The 14,259-nt window shown below is 37.5% G+C and carries 14 protein-coding genes; 2 read left to right on the plus strand and 12 right to left on the minus strand.

Annotated elements, in window-relative coordinates; genetic code table 11:
• Positions 1-325: 325 nt before the first annotated feature.
• The 9 genes from RL70_RS17270 to RL70_RS07990 form a co-directional block, all read right to left on the minus strand.
• On the minus strand, positions 326-1,408 hold the full coding sequence (locus RL70_RS17270; RefSeq protein ID WP_052245854.1) for an S-layer homology domain-containing protein: 1,083 nt from the start codon (positions 1,406-1,408) through the stop codon (positions 326-328).
• 713 nt (positions 1,409-2,121) lie between these two features.
• Positions 2,122-2,670, minus strand: coding sequence for a DUF2441 domain-containing protein (locus RL70_RS07955; protein WP_052245866.1), 549 nt, complete (start codon positions 2,668-2,670; stop codon positions 2,122-2,124).
• Positions 2,671-3,052: 382 nt separating this feature from the next.
• Positions 3,053-3,751, minus strand: coding sequence for a peptidase E (locus RL70_RS07960; RefSeq protein WP_039042890.1), 699 nt, complete (start codon positions 3,749-3,751; stop codon positions 3,053-3,055).
• A 73-nt stretch (positions 3,752-3,824) separates the two neighbouring features.
• Positions 3,825-4,391, minus strand: a complete 567-nt coding sequence (locus tag RL70_RS07965; RefSeq protein ID WP_039042891.1) for an NUDIX hydrolase — start codon at positions 4,389-4,391, stop codon at positions 3,825-3,827.
• A 129-nt stretch (positions 4,392-4,520) separates the two neighbouring features.
• The gene (locus tag RL70_RS07970; RefSeq protein WP_039042892.1) at positions 4,521-5,165 is read right to left on the minus strand and encodes a hypothetical protein; all 645 of its coding nucleotides are present in this window, start codon (positions 5,163-5,165) and stop codon (positions 4,521-4,523) included.
• Positions 5,166-5,334: 169 nt separating this feature from the next.
• Positions 5,335-5,769 carry a hypothetical protein gene (locus RL70_RS07975; RefSeq protein ID WP_039042893.1) on the minus strand — a complete coding sequence of 145 codons (435 nt, stop codon included), beginning with the start codon at positions 5,767-5,769 and terminating at the stop codon, positions 5,335-5,337.
• Positions 5,770-6,050: 281 nt separating this feature from the next.
• Positions 6,051-7,127 (minus strand): S-layer homology domain-containing protein, encoded by a 1,077-nt coding sequence (locus RL70_RS17275; RefSeq protein ID WP_052245855.1) that lies wholly within the window; start codon positions 7,125-7,127, stop codon positions 6,051-6,053.
• A 98-nt stretch (positions 7,128-7,225) separates the two neighbouring features.
• Entirely contained in the window at positions 7,226-7,798 is a 573-nt protein-coding gene (locus RL70_RS07985) for a hypothetical protein (RefSeq protein ID WP_039042894.1), read from the minus strand.
• A gap of 195 nt (positions 7,799-7,993) precedes the next feature.
• Positions 7,994-8,518: a hypothetical protein gene (locus RL70_RS07990; protein ID WP_039042895.1), complete on the minus strand. Its 525-nt coding sequence runs from the start codon at positions 8,516-8,518 to the stop codon at positions 7,994-7,996.
• A 275-nt stretch (positions 8,519-8,793) separates the two neighbouring features.
• Between RL70_RS07990 and RL70_RS07995 the strand changes: the two genes are divergently transcribed.
• Both RL70_RS07995 and RL70_RS18195 read left to right on the plus strand, forming a co-directional pair.
• Positions 8,794-9,843, plus strand: coding sequence for an aromatic acid exporter family protein (locus tag RL70_RS07995; RefSeq protein WP_039042896.1), 1,050 nt, complete (start codon positions 8,794-8,796; stop codon positions 9,841-9,843).
• A gap of 564 nt (positions 9,844-10,407) precedes the next feature.
• A complete protein-coding gene (locus tag RL70_RS18195; protein WP_231567254.1) occupies positions 10,408-10,518 on the plus strand; it encodes a putative holin-like toxin in 111 nt (36 codons plus the stop codon).
• A 267-nt stretch (positions 10,519-10,785) separates the two neighbouring features.
• On the opposite strand, the gene RL70_RS08000 is transcribed toward RL70_RS18195, so the two are convergent.
• From RL70_RS08000 to RL70_RS08010, 3 genes are all read right to left on the minus strand, one after another.
• Positions 10,786-11,502 (minus strand): bifunctional nitric oxide dioxygenase/dihydropteridine reductase 2, encoded by a 717-nt coding sequence (locus RL70_RS08000; protein ID WP_039042897.1) that lies wholly within the window; start codon positions 11,500-11,502, stop codon positions 10,786-10,788.
• Positions 11,503-11,816: 314 nt separating this feature from the next.
• Positions 11,817-13,307, minus strand: coding sequence for an aldehyde dehydrogenase family protein (locus RL70_RS08005; RefSeq protein ID WP_039042898.1), 1,491 nt, complete (start codon positions 13,305-13,307; stop codon positions 11,817-11,819).
• 282 nt (positions 13,308-13,589) lie between these two features.
• Entirely contained in the window at positions 13,590-14,252 is a 663-nt protein-coding gene (locus RL70_RS08010; protein WP_052245856.1) for a lysoplasmalogenase, read from the minus strand.
• Between the last annotated feature and the right edge of the window lie 7 nt (positions 14,253-14,259).

The following is a 14,259-nucleotide window of genomic DNA, read 5'->3' on the forward strand; positions in this document are numbered from 1 at the left end:
TTCTGTTGATTGTAGCGGAGGGCGGCGACTCCTGAGGGATCAGCGAAGCTTGAAGACCCTGGACTGAGCAAAGCGAGGGAAGCGGCTGAGAGCAAACCCCCTCGGAAAGCGTCCGCCCGCAGCGCAAATCAACTTTTTCTAGTTAATACTATTGTAAAAAAAAAAAAAAAAGACTGTAGGCAAACCCCGTGATTACTGGAGTTTGTCTACAGTCTGAAACCTTCTAACTAAGGGGTTAGAAGGTTTGAAAATCAAATTATTAGTAAAAATAACGGATGGATATTTGGTCGCCTAAAGAATATCCGACCGATGGTTAGACGTTCTTTTATCGAATTGACTTCAATTCACTTACCAATTTCCCAGTAGGGTCAACCGTCTTCACATGACCTACGCCTTTGACATAGTAATGTTTATATCCTTTCTCGCTCACTTCTACAGCATTTGTGAATGTTTTATATGGTGTTTTTATCGTTTTATTAACTCCTGTAATTTTAAAAGCATCAGTTTCAGATAGACCATAACCACTCCAAGTAGTCCCTACCTTCACAGGGTACTTCAGCGCTATTTCGTAATTGGAGAACGGATAAGATCCAATCAGCATCTCATCTGTTTCTTCTTGTTGTACGTACCAGATATCTCCCGATTTTGGACCTTGAATGACCCAGAAGAAGCCAGCATAGTGAAGTTCACCAAATTGCCCCATCGTTTTTTTGTACTCCATACGGATATCCCCATTTGGAGAGCTGAATACATATTTTTTAGTCATATCTCGAGAATAGCCATCCTTTTTGACCGTTCTTTGTTTATATTCAGGGCTAAGTCCCCGGGCTAGAAATGCAGAAAACTGTTCTCGAGTCACTTTGCTAGTCGGACGGAATGTGCCGTCTGAATAACCTGTTGTAATGAAATCCCCGGCTATATTTCGTATAGAAGAATATGCTTTCATCTGTTCACGGACATCTTTGAACTCCCTAATCGAGCCTGTCTCTATTTCAAATGCACGTGCTAAAAATATCGCCATATCGCCTCGTGTGATGTACTCATTCGGACGGAATGTGCGATCTGGATAACCCGAAATAATTCCATAGACGGCAGCTTCAGAAATATATCCACTTGCTCCGTTTTTAGCAGTAACATCTTTAAACCGCGTGGCACGTGGTCTTCCATCATAGCCTAGCGTACGGCCGATCATAATCGCCGCTTCTCCTCGAGTGACATTACGCTTTGGTTGAAACTTCCCATTGGAATAGCCGCTAATGATCTCTCTATTGACTAAGTACTGAATTTCATCATGGAATCGATTGTTTTCTGGAACATCAGGAAAACTAGTTGCCGCTGCGGCAGCAGGTTGTACAGCTAAAATACACACAATTCCCCATAAAACTAAAAATGATAGAATTCTTTTCATTGTACCTCTCCTTGTTATTGTAGATGTAAATTACTCTCTTGCTTGTGAAGACTCGTTCTATCTAGCATATGGAATAGTTTACAATTACATGACAGTTTTTTTTTAATATCGTTTCCCCCACATATACAAGAAGCATCGCCAGTGTATGGTACTACTTAAATTCAAATCAGAATGGTGTCCAAGTTATGCCATGCACAGGCATTGGTTTTTCCAACGTACAAATCCGACTCTGTTTTCATATTACAAATCTATCTCCTTCAGCATCTCATAAGCTCCCTTGGATTCTTTGGAACAAACGAACTGTAGTAAGGTCCTCAAAACAAAATTCATGTCTTTTTCTTCTAAGTAGACAGAGCTGTTTACTGTATTTATGCTAATTCCTCGTGTATTGCATTTTTTATTTTATTACACAGGAATCTCTTTTCATCTCTATCATGGCTCATTTACAAAGGAAATTTGTCGCAATAACCGATAAATTCCTAGGTATCTATTCCAGTCGCTGATGGTATTTTCATCAAAAAAATCCAGACCTGTTTTAATACTTTACAGTTCTGGACTCTATAGGTATTTGCTTACTTTTAACTTACAACTCTTCTTATACTATTTCAAATACAGCTTGAACTTTCATAATAGTCTCTCACACAGGTACATTCTGTGATATTTTACATACTGCGTACCATAATCCAATGCTTGTTGAGCGCACAGATAACTTTTTATAGTGTTAGAAACTCATCAATGATTTCCACAACCTCGATTTCCCCGTTAATTAGAAGCTCAGGAAGATCGTTTTTCACATTACCCTCCCAATACGCTCTTGCTTGTTCAACTTTTTGAGCAAAAGCAACACCATCTGTTTTCGGTAAAAGTTCTCCGTCACCCTCGAAATAATTCCCAACAACCTTTAGTTTAACAATCTGCAAGACGTTCCGATTGTACGAAACAAATAATTCTTTCCATTTGAGTGCTTCTTCATAGCTTTTCGCTGCGTATAAGCAAGATAGCCTTGATGGATACTTTGGAAATTCCTGCAGTCTGACCATTTCTGTTATCACTTCTCGAATAGCTCTAATCGTTTGATTTGCATAATCAACAACTACTTCTGCATTCTCTTTATCTAAGTCTAATCCTTTATCTGTAAAATGTTCGTACAAAATCTGCATAAAGTCTTCACCAGATGACGATAATCGTTCCTTTTCAAAAAAGAAGCGATATAAGGTGTTTTTTTGATCCTCGTCAAAACAAAGTTTCTGTCCAAGACTCATCCTTTGACTAGTAACAATGTGATATGCAAAGAATTCTTCTTGTTCAAGATTATACTTAATCTTCTTTTTGAGCTGTTCGTTTTCATGCTGTAAGCTTTCTACCTTCTTGGCCTGCTTAACAAGCCATTTAAACTGGTCAGCTTTTATTTCTGTTCTCTTTATTAAATCCGCACTATCATCGTGCCTAGCTCCCTCTTCAATGATTTCTATGTATGCTTTCTTAGTCATGTAGTCCATTTTTCAGCCTCCCTAAACGATTTGTATGTCGGGATCGAATTTAACGCGAGAATGATAATTGATGAGGTATATGAAATCTCAACATTTATGAATGTTTCATACAGTACACCTTTAACTAAATTATGCTCCACTCCTACATATTTTTTTAATAAGAACCTAAAAACTCTGTTTGAAGCTCCGTCTCTATCACGGTCTTTTCAAAAGAAACACGATATGCTTTAGCATTAAGTCTGGAGCTAACTATTTTGTTAATTTCTTGGTCCTTATAATGAATGGCAACTCCATCGTCTGCCGCAAACCCTGATTGTATTTTATTTGATTCAATAAGTTTGTGATATGCAGGTCTTCTTTCTATTTCGCCATCGTAATGAGGACAATTACTCCCTTTTAAAAAACCCAAACATTGGATTGGTTCAAGTCCATCCCCATACGAATCAGTAATCCCTTCTTCAAACCAGCAAATGGAACCCGCACTTAATCCAGTTAAAATAACTCCCTGATTCCACGCTTTTCTTAATATCTCGTCTAAGCCCCATTCTTTCCACAAAGCTAAAAGATTTTTAGTATTCCCTCCACCAACATAAACAATGTCTTTCTCTAAAATAAAGCTCTCAAAATCCCTTGTCGGAGGTTCAAATAAAGATAAATGAGATGGTTGACACTCTTGTTGATTGAAAAAGTGATAATACCTAGAAATATAATTATCAGAATCTCCACTTGCAGTAGGGATGAAGCAAATATGCGGATTAGACCACTTTGCTTGTTTTAATATATACAAATCTAACAAAGGGTTATCTGGTTCCATTGAAAACCCGCCACCACCAAGAGCAATTATTTGTCTCATTCACGTTCTCCTTTCAAAAAAAGTAATAAGAAATAAGTTCTACAAATAAGTCTTGTAGAACTTGGCTTGTCATTTAGGTTAATCTTCCAGATTCGTTTTCAAGAATATAGTTCTTAGCCATAAAATAAGCTGTTGCCGTAAATAACTGTGTATTAATTTTGTTTGCCACTATTTCATTTCCAAAATTATCAAAGTCACATAATCTAACTTTTATTTCTTCAGTATCATCTAAATCTTGCTCATATGCGCTAAATGCATCAAGGATCAGAAAGGTCCTAACTTTATTGTTTTGTGTTGCTGGATTCACCATAAATTCACCTAAGAAAATAGGGTTTTTCAAAGAAGTATAACCTGTCTCCTCTTTTACCTCTCTCATTAAGCCTTCCTCATGCGTTTCGTGCCCTTCTTTTTTCCCAGCAGGAACTTCTAAGAAGAAATCTTCCCCTCCATAACGATATTGTTCAACCAGAACAATCTGATTTTCTTTCGTAATGACAACCGCATTTACCCAATCAGAATATTCATTAACGCAATAATCATTAATCACTTTACCGTTCGGAAGCTCACAACTATCTATTCTAATATTCCCAAATGGACTTTCATGTAAATACTTTGATTTTATCGTTTTCCACTTGTTCATCGTTAACCTCCGAGATACACTTCATTTTTCTACCTTACTTTAGAATCTACGTTGTTTTTATGATATTCCTTTTAAGTCCAAGACTAATTCAAGATTGACGAACTTTTGCAGAATATAATTACCTTTTCCTTAGAAATCCCTCCACCATTCATCGTCCTCTAAAATCACACCATTCTCAGCAATATAGGCAACCAGAACGGTACCGTGTAGCATTTTATCATTTGTTTTCAAATATGATATAAACTCGTTAAAAACTCTCTCATCATCGGAATTCTTTTTTCTAGGTATCGTCAAACGAATAGTTGCCTCGACATTGAAATCTTTATAACTATTAGAGCCATTAGGATCAATTCCTAAATCATTTCCAATCCTGTCATTAAAGAAGGCGTAGACATCGATGTTCTCTCCGAGTTTCTCTGAAAGAAAAGGATGTATTTCACCCTCTAGTTCCTTTCTCCACTTACTTGCAATGTACGTATCCACCATTTTGTCAGTTTCATCGTAAAAATAAATTAAAAATTGTGTTTGTGTGTTCTCATTTCTTGCTTTTGCAGCATATTCAAATTCGAAGTTTCCCATATTGTCGTACAATGCATCATAGACTTCAAAATCCTCATTAAAATTTTCCTTTAAATATTGCTCAGCTTGGATTTTTATTGCTTCTTCTTTATCTTTATCCGGCTTCATACTTTGAATAAAGGCGAATACAAGTAGTGCAATGCCTAAAATGATAACCCCTAACACAACAAACGAAATTTTCAGGAATTTCTTCACTTCGTTCCCCCTCTATAAATACTTGAATATGCGTGTCTGTCTCATATAATAGTTAGATTTACCACTCTTACTTAAAAATAAATAGTTAACGAGGTATTTGTGTAGCTAAATTTCATGGTTGTTCCCGGGAACAGGAATTTTTATGATTTTATTTCTACATTAGGTTTCCTCATTGTATTTTACTTAGAGTCATTAGTAGACTCTCTATATATCCAATATCCCTTAAGTATAGAAAGTATAATAGAATAGCCATTACAATTCCTATTGAGCTTGATGTTATCAATATTGCTCTTTTTTTATTTTCAAAGTAATGGCTTATACCAATTAGAATAGCTCCTACTGAGATAACACGTATCAACCAGTCTGTTTTTAAGTTCTTAATGGAAGTGTCTAACCATGCGATTTGGAGTTCATTTTTTGTAGTTGAAGGAAGGCTGTAGGTTTCTTTCTTAAAGACACCCTTTTCAACAATGACTCTATTTTCAACTTCCTTAAAAGAATATCCACCAGGATAAAAATCTATTAAATAGGCCAGCAATACTAAACCAATAGTAATTGCTAAGATACAAATAGGAGCCCGTTTGATCCTTTTACTAGTACCCAATTCGCTATTCTTCTCGATCCTATCCAGCTCCTACTTTTATAAATTTTATAAACTATCAAACAACCTAAATGATAGTGAAGAAAACATTGACTTAACTACAGATATGATAATTGATGCGCTCAAAGATGCAGACATAGATATTAGATAAACAAGAAGAAGTTGTAATCGTATTGAATCGTTTCATACGATTACTTCTTTTATTACGAGGCATGACTGGTATACCAAATTTATCCACCAATATTAAAAGAACGCCGGCTTATCACCGACGTTTAGACGTTCTCTTATTGAATTGACTTCAATTCACTTACCACTTTACCTGTTGGGTTAACTGTCTTAACGCTACCTATACCTTTTACATAATAAAGTTTAAATCCATTTACGGTCACTTCTACAGCATTCGTAAAAGTTTTACATGGTGTTTTGACTGTTTTATTAATTCCCGTTATTTTAGACATATCACTTGGTGATGGTCCTACCCAAGACTTTCCTACCTCCACAGGATACTTTAGGTCTGTGTAGTACTCGGAGAACGGATAAGATTCAATCAGCTTTTCATCCGTCTCTTCTTGCTGTAAGTATGAGATGTCTCCAGATTTTGGACCTTCACTCACCCAGAAGAACCCAGCGTAGTGAACCTCAGCAAATTTCCCCGTCGTTTTTTTGTATTCCATGCGGATATCTCCATTTGGAGAGTTGAAGACGTATTTCTTTGTCATATCACGAGAATAACCATCTTTTTTAACCGTTCTTTGCTTATATTCGGAGCTAAGACCTCGTGCTAGAAATGCAGAAAACTGTTCCCGAGACACTTTGCTAGCCGGACGGAATGTGCCATCAGAATAACCTGTTGTGATGAAATTCCCTGCAATTCCTTTAATAGAAGAATATGCTTTCATCTGTTCACTGACATCTTTAAACTTCCGAACTGATCCAGTTTCAATATCAAATGCACGTGCCAGAATTATCGCCATATCGCCTCTTGAGATGTACTCATTCGGACGGAATGTGCGATCTGGATAGCCAGAAATCACTTTATAGACGGCAGCTTCCGAAATATATCCACTTGCTCCATTTTGCGCTGTGACATCTGTAAACTGCGTAGCACGTGGCTTTCCATCATAGCCTAGCATGCGGCCAATCATAATTGCCGCTTCCGCTCGAGTGACATTACGCTTTGGTTGGAATTTCCCATTGGAATAGCCGCTAATGATCTCCTTATTGACTAAATATTGAATTTCATCATGAAATCGATTGCTTTCTGGAACATCAGGAAAACTAGTTGTTGCTGCGGCTACTGGTTGCACAGCTACTATAAATGTTATTCCCCATACAGCAAAAAATAATAGAACTCTTTTCATAGTACATCTCCTCGTTTGTGTCTAATTATGTTACTTTCTTGCTCATGACAAATCGAAATATCCAGCTTATGAATTAGTTTACAATTCTATGTAATTTATTACTCCCACATATCATAGTCAGCAATTTTCAATCCCTTCATTTGCTGGATGTTTTTCTTCAATTCCACATAATCTCCACCATATCCAATTAGCATATAGTTGAGATGAATCTCCTCATTGTCCATTTTCTGAATGACTGCAAGTAGGTTCTCAAGCCCTACTTTTTTATCCTCATCAGATATGAAGAAAGGCATATCGATATATACCGTCCAGTAAGTGTGCGAAAGATGATCCAAAACGTCTTTCCCTCTAGGTAAAGGTTCATCAAAAGTAACGTTCGCTGAGATTCCTAATGCTTTTGGGAAATATGGTTTTAACAGAGAATCTCCATAAATTGACCAATGTTCGTAACCGTAACCATCATCGAACTCACCGCTCCTCGAAATCCCTACAGAAAAAGTAACGCCAGTAGAAGCAGCTGTCGCATCACTGTAATAACTTCTTTCATGAAGGATATCAAAATGGACTGCCCCTAATGTGAACTCGTCTAAATACCGGGACTCCAAGTAATTCGTCATTTCTTTCTTCATATAAGTATATTTCCACGGCAGTCCATACTTAGCATAGAGCATGAAAAGTGATCCTCAGACAAACAAAATTAGTCCTAGAACTATAAAGAATCGCTTAGCGTTTTTCATAGATCACTTCCCTTTTCGATGTCCCTTCACTTTAGTGACCCTCAAGCTAATGTCTAGGACCAACGATTCGAAACTCCTCATAAAATCATTTTCAAACCAGCAAAGAATCTTCAAATAATAAAGTGACTTCTAATTCGAACCTCGCTCCGGAAGCCAGAAACCCATAACGTTAAAAGCTTTCAAGGAGATGGAGTCTGTTTCGAGTTCTCCTTTTGCCCAAAAGAAATACGAGGCTAGGTGATAAGATTGTATTGCGGAACGTTCAGACTTCATGCCAGGAACATCCTCATTTTCAGAAACCTGCAGACATTCAATTCCTGCACAATAAATTCCATGTTCTTCTTTCAAATAGCTACCGAATTCAGTTGTTCCAGATGGTACACGAAAAAGAGACACAAAGATTAACATGCTCAGTATTTGCACACTCTTTTTAATGAGTGAGGAATCCAAATAGAGTATGATCCCTACTACACAGAACAAAAATAGAACCATCCACACGACTGACTTGGACTGAAAGATTAAATGAAAAAAGAATGACATAACCATGAAATATACTAAATACCTTGTCAGAAATTCTTCTTTCGATTTAAAGAACAAGCTAAAAAACAATACAAACGCTATTATTGCGAAAAACACAACTTGAAAGACACCCACTGTCGGCCTCCTTTTTACAGCAAGGTATTCCTATTTCAAAACTTCGTGATTGTTTACCTTAAATATAGTTTTATGAATCAATTGCACTTCACCCACTATATCCACATCTTACCAGAAATCAATAATTATCTCAATACTTGATAAATAATAACAAGCTCTATTTTCGCATTTCAAATTAGGTCATTATATTTGTAATAACCCAGTATTCAGAGGTATATCGTACTCAGACGTTTGTATTTCTATGTTAAAATTAATGTGTTAGGGGACAAGAATATATGCGAAACTTTCATTTCCATGGCATCCGAATTGTAAAAACAGGGATTGCTATATTTTTAACAGCTATTATTTGTGAATGGTTTCACTGGCCGCCTGTATTTGCAGTTATAACGGCAATTGTAACGATTGAACCGACCGTCAGTGATTCCATTAAAAAAGGCATCGTTCGATTTCCGGCATCTGCTATTGGTTCAGCATATGCTGTTTTTTTCATTGCACTTTTTGGAAACTCACCGATTACATATACTTTGGCTGCAGTTTTCACCATTTTAACCTGCTACAAATTGAAGCTCCATGCGGGGCTTCTTGTTGCAACATTGACAGCTGTCGCTATGGTTGAGGTCATCCACAGCAATTATTTAATCTCCTTTTTCATCCGTCTAGGTACAACCACCACAGGTCTATTGGTGTCTACCGCTGTAAACATGATCGTCTTCCGCCCAGATTATCGGAAGGATATTTTAGATAGTCTCCAGAAAATCGGGGCACGGGCCGGAACCATTATGGAACAAACCTTCCAAACGATTCTTTATGACGAACAACTAGATCGCAAAATAGATGGAGTAATCATTCACCAACTGAATAAGGAAATTCTAAAAACAGAAACATTAATTCGTTTTCAACAGGATGAATCGAACTTGCATCCTTTAATGGGTGGAGATCGAGAGGGACTTCTTATGGCTGAAAAGCAATTATCCTATTTGCATAATCTCGATTATCATTTGGGGAATTTACGCTATTTACCCTTAAATAAAATTTCTTGGTCGGAATCTGAGCGTGATATCATAATGGACGCTGTAACAGAACTTTCGAATGACTTGCAGCATGCAGAGGACTATAATTCACAAAAGCATCAGCTGCAATTGAAAAACATCACCGATCTTTTCTGGGAAGACAATGAAGAGATCACAAAAAACAATGAAATCCATCCAACTCAATTTCCACCGGAGTTAATTATCCTTTATGAACTCGTGACGATTTATAATTTAGTGGATCGATTTTACAATCCAGATCTTATAAACTCATCCCAGAAAGTAGAACGCAAATGATAAAACAGATTGATCGACACTCCCCCTTCTCTTTGAATGACCTTATTCTGAATAGCCTTCATGATATGGACCAACAACTTTTCAAATTTTTCCGTGCTATCAATTAAGACGGTAATGACGAACGAGATGGTAAGTGAAATGTTAGCTGAGATGCTAAAACTAGTTAAACTCAATAAACACAAAGGCTTCAGTCTCATCATCCGACTGAAGCCTTTCTGTTATATATATTATTGAATTCCTGCACTTGAAACTTACTTAATTTCAAAACTCTTCATGATTGTTTTTCATAAAGACATCGCATTTATTATGAGTCGTAATCCTGAATAGCTTCTACACCAAGTAATGTGCTAATGCTAGTGTTGTTGCCGAATTTGATGAAATAAAGAGAAGAGAAAGGCAATTAATTTGGCTGTTGTGTATCACTTTAATGTAAATAATAATTTCTAAATTTTCCCGCAAAATGAAACATACGTTTGGTTTTATACTTCATAAATGGTATAATAATAAGGTAGCGATATATAGCGGATGGACGGTTGGCACTCCCTTGAGAAAGGGGGTGTTACAATGGTGACCTACGAAGCAATTAACATGTTATTCCAATTTGGAATGTTTCTCGTAGCAACTGTAGCAGCGGTTGTATCGATGATTGCTCTATACACCAAGCAAAAAAAGTAACCACCCTCCGCTACCACGCTAAGTAGATGAGATGGTTACTTTTAACACTCTTATTCCACTGGCTAACCGCACTTCATGCGGATGTCAGCTACATTGACTGGGTGTTCTAGCACCCTGTCTTTTTTAGTATATGTTTATCTTACCACATTCATACGATTTCTTCACTTGAGTAATCGCTGCCTGTGCACCGCAATACTCGAACACTATTCAGAATACTCCTGAAGTTGAGCTCTGCACAGGCAGGCATCACTAAGTATATTGCCTCACTTAAATTAGCAAATCTACTGACAAAAACTCAGAAAGAGATTGTTCACGTTTATCAAGCATAATCTGTTCCGGTTTGACACCCTGATCACGTAGTACTTTAATATTCTGTACCAGGAATTCATCGCTGCCGACAACATAGAAAAGCCCATTCTTGTCTGAAGCAAGTTGCTTCACTTCTTCATAGTAGTCTTCTCGGTTATCGACGAACTGTGAGGTGAACTTTTTATCAGGCGCGGATTCAAATATAGTAGGGAATAAAAAATTCTTTGACGAGTCAATGTTCAGTGAATGGATTTGATTGACATTGTCTGCACGTTCAAAATAATCAAGTACCAACGGTCTGAACGTTGCCAAACCTACACCTGAAGACAGCAAATAAACATTTTTATCTTCTCTTTTAAGTGGTACATTTGAATGTGTTTTAAATATTGCAACTTCATCGCCGACACCTAGATTTCTTAAAATCGTTTTAAACTCGGAGCACTGTTCTTTGATTCGGGTTGTAATTCCAATCGAATTTTCATGAGGCAAAGTGGAGATGGACATATGACGAATCAGGCTACGATTCGGTTTCTCTCCAGCATTAAAACCTTCCAGTGCAAAGTGGGTGTGAGAACCTTCTTCCCATGTAAAGTCTTCAGGACAATCGAGTAAATAGGTTTTCACCTCAGACGTTTCTTCTATAATCTCATTTATTTTAGTCCAATATATTTGCATTTTAAATCCCCCTTTAGTAATTATAAGTATCATTCTTTCTCTAATATACTATAGCTGATAATAATTCTCAATTAAATATCTCTTAGTTAGAGCTACCTTTTTAAGTAGTTTTCTCTTCATACAAACATTTATGATTGGTTCTAATACAAATTTTGATATTAAAAAAGAAGCAACCACCAAAAAATGATGATCGCTTCTCTTTACTAACTTCTCTCAATTTCATTACAATCTTCATATACCCATTGACTCTACCTATGCACCGAACAACTTCGAATCAACTCAAGATCACATCGTGAACAGACACCAGTTTTTCATTAATACATGCCATCGGTTTCTTCACTAGTATTAATAAAAATATTCTTTGTTTGGGTATAAGCGTCTAAGATACTCTTGTAAGTTTCACGACCGATACCTGATTTTTTATACCCTCCAAATGGAGCACCGGCAGTAACGTTTGTGAATTGGTTAACCCACATCCTTCCTGTGTGAACGCCACGAGAAACGCGAAGCGCTTTATTAATATCTCGTGTGAACACGCCTCCTGCAAGTCCATAGTCGGAATCATTTGCTAGCTGAATGACCTCGTCTTCGTCTTTAAATTTAATGACTGTTGCGACTGGTCCAAAGATTTCTTCCTGAGCGATGCGCATTTTATTGTCGGCATCTGCTAAAATAGTTGGTGCCATAAAAGCACCATCGCCTAATTCATCTTCTTTGAGTTGATAACCGCCTGTAACGACTTTAGCCCCTTCTTCCTTACCAATCTCAACGTATTCCAAGATTTTATCTAGTTGTTTTTGATTAATTTGCGCACCCATTTGGACGCCTTCTTTCCATGGAAGTCCTACTTTAACTTTTTCAAATGCTTCTTTCATTGCTTTTAAGAAATCGTCGTAAATATCTTCCTGGACAAAGATACGTGAACCTGCACTACAAACCTGTCCTTGGTTTAAAAGGATACCCATTTGAACTCCTTCAATCGCACGCTCCCAAGGTGCATCATTAAAAATAATATTAGCAGATTTACCACCTAACTCTAAAGTAGAAGGGATTAAACGATTAGCGGCTGCTTTAGCAACCTTATAACCTACTTCCGTAGAACCCGTAAATGCCAATTTAGAGATACCTTCATGGTTAAGGAGATAATCACCAGATTCTGATCCTTTACCTGTAATGATATTGACTACACCTTTAGGTAATAGGGGATCAAATAACTTAGCAAACTCTAGTAGACTCAATGATGTTGAAGAAGACGGTGTAATGACAATTGTATTACCTGCAGCTAAGGCAGGTGCAAGTTTCCAAGCAGCCATAAGAATTGGGAAATTCCACGGAACAATTTGTCCAACAACACCAAGAGGCTCTTTGAGAACGATAGTTAGGTTGTTTTCGTCTAGTTGTTGAGCTGTCCCTTCTTCTGAACGAATCACACCGGCAAAGTAACGGAAATGGTCAACAGCTAACCGAAGATCCGCACCATTTGTTTCTCTCAATGGTTTTCCGTTATCAAGCGTTTCTATCATAGCTAAATGATCAATATTTTCTTCCATAACATCAGCAATCTTTAGTAGAATATTACTTCTTTCCTCAATGCCTACTTTTGACCATTCAGGAAATGCTTTTTGTGCAGCGTCAACAGCAGCGTCAACGTCGGCATGCGATGCGTTTATAAATTCCGATAGTTTTTCACCGTTAGAGGGATTGATTGAATCGAGTTTTTCACCTTTTGAACCTTCTGTCCACTCCCCATTTATATAGAGCTTATAAGACGGATCAATATACTGTTTTACATTTACAGAACTCATTTTTATTCGTCCTCCTTTGTATATCTATTTCATTTATTTTCCCGTAATAGTCTAACAACAAACATATTAAGTCTACTGTCCATACATAACCTTCGACAAAAAATGATAGACTGTGCACTACAAACCTTCAGCACAATATAGTTATGTCGTGCACTGGTAACCACTTTCCGCTATTTTCGTAAAGGAAAAAGCAACCATCTCATCTACCAGACTTAGTAGAAGAGATGGTTGCTTTTAATGGATTCTAGTATACAAATTGTGTAGCAATCTTATCTTTTTTCCTTACCTAGGTATCGTCGCTTCCTTGTCAGGACCTAGCTTCACATACTGTCTGCCAATGCTTGCGGCAAAAAAGACTTGCGCAGCGTAGTAAGTAATCATGACGAGTGCATCACGACCTGGAAGCGGGGTGACAAATCGATCGATCGCAAGGAATGAATCCGAGCAAATAAACAGAAGTGCCCCTATTATCACCAGTGGCAAGCGTGTTCGAATCGCTTCCCACCCCATCAGCAAAATGACCCCCATATAAGCAATGATTGCTACGCCGAGCACCACTTCTCCTGAAGCGATTTGCGGAACCGCAATCCAAAACACCATAAAAATCCCGTAAAGGATAAGCGGTATTGCAGCAATCAGAGGAACAGACTTGCGGCGGGCTGTCCGGAAAGCAGCGATATAAAACAAATGAGCGACTAAAAATGTAGCAAGGCCAGCCATGAACCAATAAATTGCCGCATCCGCTACCATACTGACCGCAAGACCGATGAGAACAATCTTTTTATAAAGAGGAGTTACAAGAGACGTGTTCGTAGCCGCGTACAGGATAATCAACGTCATTGGAACTAGTTTAAACGCGATTTTGATGCCTACTGGTTCTTCCGGAATTAGAAAAATATAGACAAGCCCCATTATGGTTATTAAGGCCAATAGTACTTTACTCAAGCAACTC

The sequence above is a fragment of the Sporosarcina sp. ZBG7A genome, from assembly GCF_000813425.1.
Lineage (GTDB): Bacteria > Bacillota > Bacilli > Bacillales_A > Planococcaceae > Sporosarcina.

Excerpts from the sequence above, each read along its gene's own strand:
- RL70_RS17270 (WP_052245854.1), bottom strand. The coding sequence starts at position 1,408 with ATGAAAAGAATTCTATCATTTTTAGTTTTATGGGGAATTGTGTGTATT.
- RL70_RS07955 (WP_052245866.1), bottom strand. The coding sequence starts at position 2,670 with ATGAGTCTTGGACAGAAACTTTGTTTTGACGAGGATCAAAAAAACACC.
- RL70_RS07960 (WP_039042890.1), bottom strand. The coding sequence starts at position 3,751 with ATGAGACAAATAATTGCTCTTGGTGGTGGCGGGTTTTCAATGGAACCA.
- RL70_RS07965 (WP_039042891.1), bottom strand. The coding sequence starts at position 4,391 with ATGAACAAGTGGAAAACGATAAAATCAAAGTATTTACATGAAAGTCCA.
- RL70_RS17275 (WP_052245855.1), bottom strand. The coding sequence starts at position 7,127 with ATGAAAAGAGTTCTATTATTTTTTGCTGTATGGGGAATAACATTTATA.
- RL70_RS07985 (WP_039042894.1), bottom strand. The coding sequence starts at position 7,798 with ATGCTCTATGCTAAGTATGGACTGCCGTGGAAATATACTTATATGAAG.
- RL70_RS07995 (WP_039042896.1), top strand. The coding sequence starts at position 8,794 with ATGCGAAACTTTCATTTCCATGGCATCCGAATTGTAAAAACAGGGATT.
- RL70_RS18195 (WP_231567254.1), top strand. The coding sequence starts at position 10,408 with ATGGTGACCTACGAAGCAATTAACATGTTATTCCAATTTGGAATGTTT.
- RL70_RS08000 (WP_039042897.1), bottom strand. The coding sequence starts at position 11,502 with ATGCAAATATATTGGACTAAAATAAATGAGATTATAGAAGAAACGTCT.
- RL70_RS08005 (WP_039042898.1), bottom strand. The coding sequence starts at position 13,307 with ATGAGTTCTGTAAATGTAAAACAGTATATTGATCCGTCTTATAAGCTC.